This is a genomic window from Pirellulales bacterium, assembly GCA_035939775.1.
In the GTDB taxonomy this organism is placed as follows: Bacteria; Planctomycetota; Planctomycetia; order Pirellulales; family DATAWG01; genus DASZFO01.
In genome coordinates, this window is the sequence record DASZFO010000221.1 from 1 (window position 1) to 12,254 (window position 12,254).

Below are 12,254 nucleotides of genomic sequence, written 5' to 3' on the forward strand. Positions count from 1 at the left end.
ACGGGCGTGCGCGAGGCCTCGGCCAGTTTGGTCTCGATCGCAAGCACCGTATCCGCGGCAGCGGCAGCCGCGGCGGACGAATCGCCCAACAGCGAAAACATCTTCGTCGCGTGCTCGCGGTACTGCCGGCGAATCTGCTTGGAGTAATCGCTGGTGCCGAGATAGTAGTCGCGCTCCGGCAGCCCCAGACCTCCTTGATGCAGATAGATCGTATAGCGCGTGCTCTGCTTTTCGTCCTGCCCGACCGATGCGGAAAAGAGTGACCGGACGCCGGCCGCCTCCAGGTGGCCGATCTCGGCGATCAAATCGTCACGGCTCGCGATCTTGGCGATCCGATCGAGTTCATCCTTGAGCGGGGCGGCGCCTTGCTTTTCGAGCTTGGCCTCGTCCATCGCCGTGGCAAAGAAGTCGCGAATCTTCTGCTTGTTCCCTTCGAGCGGGCCGGGCTGTTTTGCCAGGCCTTCGACGATCTCGCGCAGGGCGACGAGATTGTCGTCGTGCAGTTGAGAAAACGATCCCCAGCGGCTGTATTCGGCGGGAATCGGGTTGCGCTTGTTCCAATCGCCGTTGACGTATTGAAAGAAGTCGTCGCCGGGCTTGACTGACGTGTCGAAATTCGCCCGGTCGATCCCGCTTTTCAGCGGCGCATCGCCGCTAAGAGCGCGCATGGCGAGCGGCAGGGAGCAGGAAAGACCGATGCAGAGAACGACAATTTGTCGGATTCGCATGAAAAGCCCTTAAGTTCGAGGAATCATTTGAACGTTGCGACCGTTTGTAGGGAACGTCCTCTGTGGCGTTCCGTGACGCGCCCTGTGACGTTCCTTGATCCACACCGGATTTGGAACGGCCGGAACGCCACGGAGGGCGTTCCCTACAGAATTCCGCTACGAGGCGCCCTCCGCACTTTCAGTGGATACCGGGCGCCATTGCACGAAGCCTTCGATCGCTTCGTATTCGGCCAAGCCGAGTTGGTCGTAAAGTTGGGCCGTTTGGCGGTTGCGCTGCTCGGCCCGCTGCCAGAATTCGCGTTGGTCGTGGCCGGGAAACATGGCCCGATCTTTTTGGCTTTGGTGCTTGAAGATGGCGCTCCGTTTGTGCAGCAGCTCTTCAGGGCTGAGCGGCACGGCCATCTGAATTCTATCCGGCTCCCATTCCTGCCAAGCGCCCCGATAGAGCCAGACTTCGCAAGCGCGGAACCAGTCGCGCTCGCGCACCTGCTCGACCGCACGCATCGCCGCCGCCAGGCAAACGCGATGCGTGCCGTGCGGATCGGAAAGATCGCCCGCGGCGTAGACCTGATGCGGCTGGACCTTTTCCAAAAGATCGACGGTGAGCTGCACGTCGGCCTCGCCGAGCGGCTTCTTGCGGACCGTGCCCGTTTCGTAAAAGGGCAAATCCATGAAGTGCAGCCGCTCGACAAGCACGCCGCATTCCCGCGCCGCCGCTCGGGCCTCGCCGCGGCGGATCATCCCCTTGATCTCCAGCAGCATCAGGCTGTCTAACTGCCCCGGCTTCTTGTTCCTGACGAACTCCTCGACCTGCCGATCGAGCCGCTCGCCGACGTCGCCGACGCCAAATCGCCGATTGAAATCGGCGACGAAATCGGCAAACCGCACGGCATCGCCGTCGAACACGGCGATGTTGCCCGAAGTTTGATAGGCGACGTGGACTTCGTGCCCCTGATCGACGAGCCGCAGCAGCGTACCCCCCATCGAAATCACGTCGTCGTCGGGATGAGGCGAAAAAATGAGCACGCGCTTCGGGAAGATCGAATCCGTGCGGCGGCGGATGTCGCCGGGACGCTTCCGCGGATCGGGCTTGCCGCCGGGCCAGCCGGTGATCGTCTCCTGCATCGCGCGGAACACGTCGACGTTGATATCGTAGGCCGGGCCGTGCGCGGCCACGAGGTCTTGCAAGCCCGACTCGTTGTAGTCCTCGTCGGTGAGCTTGAGGATCGGTTTCTTCATCGCCTGGGCGAGCCAGATCACGGCCTTACGGATCGTCGGCTCGTCCCAATTCACCGGACCGAGCAGCCAGGGGGTCTTGTATCGGGTGAGGTGCGCGGCGGCGGCCTCGTCGAGCATGACGAGCGCATTGAGATGGTTTTGGAGAAAGCTGGCGGCAATTGTCGGCGTGATCGGCCCTTCGACGGCCTGCGCGACCACGGCGGCCTTCCCTTCGCCGAATGCCATCATGATCACGCGCCGGGCTTCAAGGATCGTGCCGACCCCCATCGTGATCGCCCGTCGCGGCACGTGTTCCTCGCCGAAGAAATCGCTGGCGGCGTCGCGCCGCGTCACGCCGTCGAGTGCGATGAGCCGCGTGCGGCTATCGGGCGGCGAACCCGGTTCGTTGAAGCCGATGTGCCCCGTGCGGCCGATGCCCAGGAGTTGCAGATCGAGCCCGCCCGCCTCTTTGATCCGTCGCTCATAGGTCCGGCAATACTCGGCGACCTCGTCGACCGCGATCGTGCCGTCGGGAACGTGCGTGTTCTCCGGCCGGATATCGATCAGATCGAATAGATGCTCCCGCATGAAGCGGCGATAGCTCTGCAACTCGACCGGGCGAATCGGGAAATACTCGTCGAGATTGAACGTGACCACGCCGGCGAACGAAAGCCCCTCGTCGCGATGCAAGCGAACCAACTCGGCGTAAACGCCGATCGGCGTCGAGCCCGTCGCCAACCCAAGCACGCATGGCTTACCCTCCGCCGCGCGCTGGCGAACGAGCCCGGCGATTTCGGCGGCCACCGCCACGCTCGCCTGCTCAGCTTGGGTATAGGCCCGAGTGGGAATTCGTTCGCTGCGCGGAATCGAATCATGCATGTCCGCTCTCCTGAAACCGCTGCTATTCTGCGGTATGGCTCGTTTCACGGCAAGGGAGCGATCTCACCGGGAGGCTGTAGACTCGCGGCCTTTTGAAACGCGGAGCGAAGTTCGACCTGATGAAGCTTGGCCCATTCAAGGACCATGTTCAACGCTCGTGAGGGCAATTGGCCATCGATGATCGCTAACGCGTCGATGTCGATCTTCGCTGAATCGCCGCTATAGGCGGCGTGGAAGTGCGGCGGCGGATGATCGCTGTAGTAAATCTGGATGACGATCCCATAGAACCGCGAAACTTCAGGCATGAGATAAACGCCCTTGGAGCGCGGGAAACACGTCCTCGGGTCGTTTGCCGGTCATCTCTAGAAAAAGTGCGTCAGGACAGAGATCGATTTCGCCGGGCCACTCAACCGCTCCGCTATCGGTCACCGACACCGATTCAAACACAGCAGGCGCGTTCCACGCCGCGAACGCTCCTTTTCCTACAAGCGATGATAAATCAACGATGCCGCTTTCACCGCCGGCGTACCTTAGTTCGAGCCGGAAACCCGGCAATGCCTTCGCGCTGATGATTCTCATGTCGATATTATCCGAGGCAGCGTGCGGGCAGTCAAACCCTGCACGCCGCGTTGAAGCTGTCACGTGCAGCTCCTCCGATTCGGCGGAGGGTCGCCGATTCCGCGAGTTTTATGGGATACACCGCGTGACGAATGTTATGCGAAGTCGGCCGCCCCGCCCCGCGTCACGGCTGCAGGTCAGGAACGCCGATCGCACGGCCGTATTCAGTCACCATCTGCTCGGGCGTGGCGTTGTATGAATCTTTTAGGCTCTCTTGCCATGTCTTGCCTTCTTTAATCCCGTCGATGAAGGCGACGTACTTCTTTTGGTCTGCCCGCACCATGAACGTCGTAAGACTCGACGCGATGCCATAGCTGTTGGGGATTTGGATTATCTGATCGGAGTCGAAAATGCCCTGTACGCTGTGCGAGGCCCGCATGGTGAGCAGTGACGCTCGCTCTTTTCTTTGAACGGCGCCGCTGGCGGGGACCAACGTCTCGCCGATCCATTCGGCCATTCCCTCGTTGACCCACGACGGAAGCAGTCGCGGCGTTCGATAGCGAAAGATAAACCCGTGGCTCGTTTCATGCACCAACATTTGCGCGAAGTCATTCCGATCGTTTCCCCGATAACAGGCCATCACCACTCGGCCGTCGGTGCGCTGGTGACAGATCCCGAAGTAGCCTTCCCGAGCCGCGCCGAAGAATGTTCGCTCGAAATCCTGGAACTGCGATTTTTCGATGAAGGCCACGACGAGGCATTTCCCGCGCCACACCGGCGTTCCCTTCTTGATGCCGTACATGCCGCTCAGCATGTCGTACATGCGATCCAGACTCGCCACATAGGGGCCGACCTGATCGCGGGGAATATTGGAGCAGAAGGTGAATTCGGCCGTCTCGTAAACTTCCACGTCGGGAATCATCGACTTGATTTTCTCGACCTGCTTGCGATTCTCCTCGATCGTTGCTTCGTGTTCCTCGTTGGTAAGCTCCGGCCAGGGCTGCGCGCGATGCTTTAACGCCCGAGCGACCCATTGGGAGCGGAACTCGGCGGCCGCCTTGGCTTCTTTCTCGGCCTTCAAGTCGCGCGCCGATTTCTTATCGACCGGCGCTTCGTACATTTTTTCTCGGCCGATCGCGAGCGAACGGATCGAACCGAATTCGATGGCGAGCGGCTTGCTTGCCTCGTCCGTTTCGACGCGAAGTATCTTGGGCGGGCCGGAGGTCCCAGCGCGATCGAGCCTGAGCAATTTGCAGCGGATATACGACTTGCCCGATCGCAATTCGATATCGAGCCGCTGCTCCTGCTGCTTCGCGACTTCTAGTCGCGAGGCAAGCTCGACAGGCGTGAGCCCCCCGGGAGTGGCCGAGGCGATCTTCGAGTCGGATCCCAAAGGCGCCGCGCTGGATCCGTCAGGATCCTTGCCCAGCGATCGAGACGAAACGACGATCGATCCGAGCAAAATCGGTAGTATGATCGGCCAGAATCGCCAGAAAAAAATCCGTCGCATGGTTGTCTCGCCCGTGACTCGGCAGATTGACAACACACTATAGCAGAATCACGAGCGGGTTGAAAAAGGGGTCAGAACGTCAGAACGATTCAATAAATCGTTCTGACGTTCTGACCCCTTTTCTAATAGATCACGCCGATCCGCGCCAGCAGAGTGCTCGGCGGATCGAACGACGGCGTGCTGCTGGCGTAGGAGACATGGCGGGCGAAGACGTAGCCATATTCGATGCGGAAACCGAGACCGCTGTTGGTCGGGATTTGCTCCATCCCGTTGATGACCCGCCAGTCTTCGATATCGACGACGTCGTTTGCCCCGTCGGCGCGGCGGATCGCCCATTCGCCGCCGCCGAATTCGGCCGCGAAATACCACCATCGCTCGAAGCCTTCGCCGATCCAGAACCGATGGGCGATTCGCGGCCGCGGCGGCACGAGTTCGAACCGCGTGCTCTCCTCGGGCACCCAAATCAGTCCGGCCAGCGGAACCCAATGCACATCGACGCGGTCAAGGTACGCCGCCCCGATTCCCACCAGGAAATTCGGCGCGAAGCGATAGCCGAGGGCAAAATAATACGGCAGGCGATAAGCCGTGTTCTGATCGTTCGAGCCGTCGTAGTGACAGCCGGGCTGGACGCCGACGTCGAACATGATTGTGCTCGATAGTTTGCCAGCCCAAGCGATTTGCAAAGTGGCGTCGTACAGCTTTGCCGGCAAGTCCGGTGAATTCGGACCATCGACGAAGTGCGCCTGGGCGTCCGGCGATATCAGAAAGGCCGATTCGGGCGAGAGCGGAAACGGAATGGCAACCGTGGAATTCAAATCGAAATCGGTGAAGCCGACTCCCGTTTGCCGGCCGTGCCGCGGAAGGAAAGTGGCGTCGAATTCCACCCGCTGAACGGGCCGATTGCGGAAGCCGCTGAGCAGCGGATCGGGAGGCTGAACGTTTGGGACCAACAGGTCGTTATCGATCACGACGGGCTGGTTGACGTCGCCCGGCAACATATAGCTCTCGCACGCGCCGCCGACTCGTACCGACCGCAACTGCTCCGGCAGCTCGACCCCCGGCGTGGAATACGCGGACCCCGACACGTCGGTGTCGTAGAGCCGCGGCGATTCCGTGGCTCGCACGGGGGCCGGCAGGCTCATGCCAAGCGCGGCTGCGACCGCCAAGAAGAGCGTTTGCCGAAGAGCGCCTAACAAATCCGGCTGAGAGAAGGGGACAGTCCCCGTTTTTACTGCGCGGACTCCGCGAAAAAGGGGACAGTCCCCGCCGGATTTGTCAGGCGCTCTGAGTAACCGGCAGCGTGCGTGAGAGTGCGTCATGCTTGGCGGCCGGGTTCAATTGCTTCCAATCGCGGTTCGCTTCCAGGACGGAACGACGCGCATTTAGTACGAGATCCCGCCGCGAACGAAGACCGCGTTGCGCAGGTCGAGTTGGGATGGAGGGAAGTGGCGGTAATACAGCTCTCGGTCGAATGCGCCGCCGGCTTCGAGATAACCGCGCAAGGCCGTCGCGCTCCCTTCGGGCACCCACTCGATGCCGACCGACGTCTCGATGTCGTCGTAGTCGAATTGATCGGTGTTTCCATTGGCGCGTCGAATCGTCCAGGTGCCGCCGCCGTATTCGGCCGTCGTGTACCACCACAATTGATACGTGCCGGTCGTGGTGAGGCGGTGCGTGTATTTCGGCCGCGGGAAGAAGAACTCCCAGCGCGTATCGGGATCGGGGGTGTAGAAAATGCCTCCCGCCGGCAACAGCTTGATGTGGATCCGATCGATGTAGACCACGCCCAGCTTGAACTGGATGGCGGGGCTATAGTTGACCACGCCGAGCCCGCGCCCCATGACGCGAATGCTCTCCGTGTTGAACGTGTGAAAGTCGGTGTAGGCCCCGACGCGAACTCCCAACTCGGCGCTGAACCACGTGGAAACTTGCGGGTCCCAAGCGGTGTCGAGATAGGCGTCGTACGTCTGCGCCGGCAGATCGGCGCTGCCGGGGCCGTTCGATGGCGGACCGTCCCAAAGGTGCAGGCCGAAGCCGGGCGTCAGCAGAATGGGATTGGTGCTCCAGCCGGGCGGAATTGCAAAGGTGGCGGAGGTTTCGATGTCGTTGAACGCGACGCGGCGATTCCCCTGGTCGTATAGGTAGGTCTCCTGCAGGCGGATTTCCTGAAAGAAGCGGGTCCAACCGTTGATCGTCTCGAGCGGATTGCCGAGCGGCCCGCCCGGCCCGGAATAGGTCGGCGTGCCGTTGGGATAGATATAGCCTGGCGTCGTCGGCGCCGGGGTGTAGTACGGATTGGGCGCCGCATAGGGGCCGGGCGTCGCATAGGCCGGCGGCGGCGAGTAGGGGACCGCGCCCGGCGCGGCGTACGTCGCACCCGGCTGCGGCAGCCCCTGATCGGCGTAAGGGTCCCAACTCGGCGTGATGGGCTGGCCGCCTGAGATCGCCGGCGGCGCCATATCAGTACCAGGCGGTTGCGTAAGCTGCGTGGGGAAAAGAATACGTTGTTGGGCCGAAGCCCGCGCAGCCGGCATCGCCATCACGACGGCCAACAGAGCGCAGCAGCAACGTAGCGTCTTCGAGGCCATGGCCAACGCGGACAGAAGGGACGAAGGATTGCCGAGCGGCAAGAATGGGGAAAAGTTTCGGCGGTGGAATACCAAGAGCCGGCGTTTGCGTCAAGAGCAGCCGAAAATGATCGTCATTTTTGCCGCCGACGGCCGGTCGGGCTGTGATTGACAATTACCGCGCCAGAGGTATCTTAAACTATTGTCGGACGGACAATTTGGTTAGGGTCATGACTGCCCATCGCACGCGATTTTCGCGCTCGCTGGGCTTTTTTATTGGACTCACGCATGCTGCGCCGCTTGTGCAAGCTGGCGGGAGGCAGAACCGGCTTTTGGGTCGTCCGACCACGCTTAAATCCCGCGGCCTGCTTTCCACCGTTCGGCTGGCAACCGCTCACAGCATCCCCCAACGCTACCGCACTCTAAAGGAGTCTGCGCATGGCCACGATTCAAGAGCCCATGACGGCCACCATGGATGAAAGGGAATTGCTCTCCGCCCTGACGGCGCTTAAGAGGGGCGATTTTTCCGCCCGGCTTCCCCTGGAATGGACCGGTCTGGCGGGAAAAATCGCCGACGCCTTTAACGAGGTGATCGAACTCAACGAGCGGATGGCCAATGAATTGGATCGCGTCAGCCGGGTCGTCGGCAAGGAAGGAAAGATTTCGGAGCGGGCATCGCTGGGGGATGTCAGCGGATCGTGGGCCGATTCGATCGCCTCGGTCAACGCGTTGGTGAGCGATCTGGTGCATCCGACGCGAGAGACGGCCCGCGTGATCGGGGCCGTCGCCAAGGGGGACCTGTCGCAGACGATGGCGCTCGAGATCGACGATCGGCCGCTGGAAGGGGAATTCCTGCGGACCGCCAAGACCGTCAACAAAATGGTCGATCAGCTTGGCTCGTTCGCCTCGGAAGTGACGCGCGTGGCACGCGAAGTGGGCACCGAAGGGAAGCTCGGCGGGCAGGCGAAGGTCAAGGGCGTGGCCGGCACCTGGAAGGACCTCACCGACAACGTCAATCTCATGGCCGGCAATCTCACCGGCCAGGTCCGCAACATCGCCACGGTGACGACGGCCGTGGCCAACGGCGACCTCACGAAAAAGATCACCGTCGACGTGAAGGGGGAATTCCTCGAACTCAAAGACACCATCAATACGATGGTCGATCAGTTGCGGTCGTTCGCCTCGGAAGTGACCCGCGTGGCCCGCGAAGTCGGCACCGAAGGCAAGCTGGGCGGCCAGGCCAAGGTCGAAGGCGTGTCGGGCACCTGGAAGGACCTGACCGACAATGTGAACTCGATGGCCGGGAATCTCACCGGGCAGGTCCGCAATATCGCGGCGGTTACAACGGCCGTGGCTAACGGCGACCTGTCGAAGAAAATCACCGTCGATGTGAAGGGAGAAATCCTCGAGCTGAAGAACACGGTCAACACGATGGTGGATCAGCTTAGCTCGTTCGCGGCGGAAGTGACCCGCGTGGCCCGCGAAGTTGGCACCGAGGGAATCCTCGGTGGTCAGGCCCAGGTGAAGGGTGTCGCCGGCACCTGGAAGGACCTCACCGACAGCGTGAACTTCATGGCCAGCAATCTCACGGGTCAGGTGCGTAATATCGCCGAAGTGACCACGGCCGTGGCCAATGGCGACTTGTCGAAGAAGATCACCGTCGACGTTCGCGGCGAAATCCTGGAGCTGAAAGACACGATCAACACGATGGTGGATCAGCTTCGCTCGTTCGCGGCCGAAGTGACGCGCGTGGCCCGCGAGGTGGGCACCGAAGGCAAGCTCGGCGGGCAAGCCGACGTGCGCGACGTGGCCGGCACTTGGAAAGACCTCACCGACAGTGTGAACTTCATGGCCGGCAATCTCACCGGTCAGGTGCGCAACATCGCCGAAGTGACCACGGCCGTGGCCAATGGAGACCTGTCGAAGAAGATCACTGTCGATGTCCGCGGCGAAATCCTGGAGTTGAAAGACACGATCAACACGATGGTCGATCAACTTCGCTCGTTCGCGGCCGAAGTGACGCGCGTGGCCCGCGAGGTGGGCACCGAAGGCAAGCTGGGCGGGCAGGCCGACGTGCGCGACGTGGCAGGCACGTGGAAAGACCTCACCGATAGCGTGAACTTCATGGCCGGAAACCTCACCGGCCAGGTGCGCAACATCGCCGACGTCACGAAGGCCGTCGCCAACGGCGACCTCTCGAAGAAGATCACCGTCGACGCGAAGGGAGAGATTCTGGAGTTGAAGAGCACCGTCAATACGATGGTGGATCAGCTCAGCTCGTTCGCCGCGGAAGTGACTCGCGTAGCCCGCGAAGTGGGCACGGAAGGCAAACTCGGCGGACAGGCCGAAGTGAAGGGCGTGGCCGGCACTTGGAAGGACTTGACCGATAGCGTGAACTTCATGGCCAGCAACCTGACCGGGCAGGTGCGCAACATCGCCGACGTGACCACCGCCGTGGCCAACGGCGACCTCTCGAAGAAGATCACGGTCGACGTCCGCGGCGAAATCCTCGAACTCAAGCAGACGATCAACACGATGGTCGATCAATTGCGGTCCTTCGCGGCGGAGGTGACGCGCGTGGCTCGCGAAGTGGGCACCGAAGGCAAGCTCGGCGGGCAGGCCGACGTCCGCGGCGTGGCGGGCACGTGGAAAGACCTCACCGACAGTGTGAACTTCATGGCCGGCAATCTCACCGGCCAGGTCCGCAACATCGCCGACGTGACGAAGGCCGTGGCCAACGGCGACCTCTCCAAAAAGATCACCGTGGACGTGAAAGGGGAGATCCTCGAGTTGAAGAACACCGTCAACACGATGGTGGATCAGCTTAGCTCGTTCGCCGCCGAGGTGACGCGCGTCGCTCGCGAAGTGGGCACGGAAGGAAAACTTGGCGGCCAAGCCAACGTGAAGGGCGTGGCCGGCACCTGGAAAGACCTCACCGATAGCGTGAACTTCATGGCCGGCAATCTCACCGGCCAGGTGCGCAATATCGCCGAAGTGAGCACGGCCGTGGCCAACGGCGACCTGTCGAAAAAGATCACGGTCGACGTCCGCGGCGAGATTCTGGAGTTGAAGGACACGATCAATACGATGGTCGATCAGTTGCGGTCCTTCGCCTCGGAAGTGACCCGCGTGGCCCGCGAGGTCGGCACCGAAGGGAAGCTAGGCGGGCAGGCGAGCGTGCCCGGCGCCGTCGGCACGTGGAAAGACCTCACCGACAGCGTGAACTTCATGGCCGGCAATCTTACCGGCCAGGTCCGCAACATCGCCGATGTGACGAAGGCCGTGGCCAATGGCGACATGTCGAAGAAGATCACGGTCGATGTGAAGGGAGAGATTCTCGAGCTGAAGATCACCGTCAACACGATGGTCGATCAGCTCAGCTCATTCGCGGCGGAGGTGACGCGCGTCGCCCGCGAGGTCGGCACCGAAGGGAAGCTAGGCGGACAAGCCCAGGTGAAGGGCGTCTCGGGGATGTGGAAGGAGTTGACCGATAACGTCAACTTCATGGCCGGCAATCTGACGAGCCAGGTCCGCGGGATCGCGAAAGTCGTGACCGCCGTGGCCAACGGCAATCTTAAGCAGAAGCTGACGGTCGAGGCCAAGGGGGAGATCGCCGCCCTGGCCGACACGATCAACAGCATGATCGACACGCTCGCCACGTTCGCCGATCAGGTGACCACCGTGGCCCGCGAGGTGGGTGTCGAAGGGAAGCTAGGCGGGCAGGCGAGCGTGCCCGGCGCCGCCGGCACTTGGAAGGACCTGACCGACAACGTCAACCAGCTTGCCGCGAATCTCACGACTCAGGTCCGCGCCATCGCCGAAGTCGCCACGGCTGTGACGAAGGGAGACCTGACGCGATCAATCAAGGTCGAGGCGCTCGGCGAAGTGGCCGCGCTGAAGGACAACATCAACGAGATGATTCGCAATCTCAAGGACACCACGCTCAAGAACAGCGAGCAGGACTGGCTCAAGACGAATCTCGCTAAATTCAGCCGCATGCTCCAGGGTCAGAAAGACCTACTGACGGTCGGGCGGCTGATTCTCTCCGAACTGGCGCCGGTGGTTTCCGCGCAACATGCGGTGTTCTACATCCTCGATCCAGCGGAATCGCAGTTATCGCTTTTGGCGAGCTATGCCTTTGGCGAACCGGACTCCCTCGGAAATCGACTGGCGCTGGGGGAAGGGCTGGTCGGGCAGTGCGCTTTCGAAAAGCAAAAGATTCTGCTCACCAACGTCCCCAAGGATTACATTCGCATCACTTCGGGCCTCGGTGACGCCTCTCCGCTCAACATCATCGTGCTGCCGATCATTTTCGAAGGGCAGGTCAAGGCCGTGTTGGAGCTGGCCTCCTTCGAGCGATTCAATCCCACGCACCAAGCGTTCTTGGACCAGTTGACGGAAAGCATCGGCATCGTGCTCAACACGATCGAGGCCAATATGCGGACGGAGGACCTCCTGAAGCAGTCGCAGTCTCTGGCGAAGGAACTGCAAAGCCGACAGCAAGAATTGCAGCAAACCAATCAGGAGCTGCAAGAAAAGGCCCAGTTGCTGGCCCACCAGAATGTCGAGGTCGAGCGCAAGAATCAAGAGGTCGAGCAAGCCCGCCAGGCGCTCGAGGAAAAGGCCAAGCAGCTTTCGTTGACCTCGAAATACAAGTCGGAGTTCCTGGCCAACATGTCGCACGAGCTGCGCACGCCGCTGAACAGTTTGCTGATCCTTTCCGATCAGTTGTCGAAGAACCCCGACGGCAATCTGACCCTCAAGCAGACCGAGTTCTCCAAAACGATCCATTCC

General features: G+C 61.4%; 8 protein-coding genes. 1 reads left to right on the forward strand and 7 read right to left on the reverse strand.

What is annotated here, in order from left to right:
- The 7 genes from VGY55_13795 to VGY55_13825 all read right to left on the reverse strand — a co-directional run.
- On the reverse strand, positions 1-728 hold a 728-nt coding region (locus VGY55_13795; protein HEV2971041.1), incomplete at its 3' end, for a M13 family metallopeptidase N-terminal domain-containing protein.
- 156 nt (positions 729-884) lie between these two features.
- The gene (gene nagB / locus VGY55_13800; GenBank protein HEV2971042.1) at positions 885-2,825 is read right to left on the reverse strand and encodes a glucosamine-6-phosphate deaminase; all 1,941 of its coding nucleotides are present in this window, start codon (positions 2,823-2,825) and stop codon (positions 885-887) included.
- A 44-nt stretch (positions 2,826-2,869) separates the two neighbouring features.
- Complete coding sequence (locus VGY55_13805) at positions 2,870-3,130, reverse strand: DUF4160 domain-containing protein (protein HEV2971043.1); 261 nt, start codon at positions 3,128-3,130, stop codon at positions 2,870-2,872.
- A complete protein-coding gene (locus tag VGY55_13810; GenBank protein HEV2971044.1) occupies positions 3,123-3,467 on the reverse strand; it encodes a DUF2442 domain-containing protein in 345 nt (114 codons plus the stop codon). The genes VGY55_13805 and VGY55_13810 overlap by 8 nt, the downstream gene beginning before the upstream one ends.
- 100 nt (positions 3,468-3,567) lie before the next feature.
- Positions 3,568-4,893 (reverse strand): hypothetical protein, encoded by a 1,326-nt coding sequence (locus VGY55_13815; GenBank protein HEV2971045.1) that lies wholly within the window; start codon positions 4,891-4,893, stop codon positions 3,568-3,570.
- A 122-nt stretch (positions 4,894-5,015) separates the two neighbouring features.
- Positions 5,016-6,089, reverse strand: coding sequence for a hypothetical protein (locus tag VGY55_13820; GenBank protein HEV2971046.1), 1,074 nt, complete (start codon positions 6,087-6,089; stop codon positions 5,016-5,018).
- Positions 6,090-6,275: 186 nt separating this feature from the next.
- On the reverse strand, positions 6,276-7,481 hold the full coding sequence (locus VGY55_13825) for a hypothetical protein (protein HEV2971047.1): 1,206 nt from the start codon (positions 7,479-7,481) through the stop codon (positions 6,276-6,278).
- 417 nt (positions 7,482-7,898) lie between these two features.
- Here VGY55_13825 and VGY55_13830 point away from each other — a divergent pair.
- The coding region (locus VGY55_13830; protein HEV2971048.1) for a HAMP domain-containing protein at positions 7,899-12,254 on the forward strand (4,356 nt) is incomplete at its 3' end.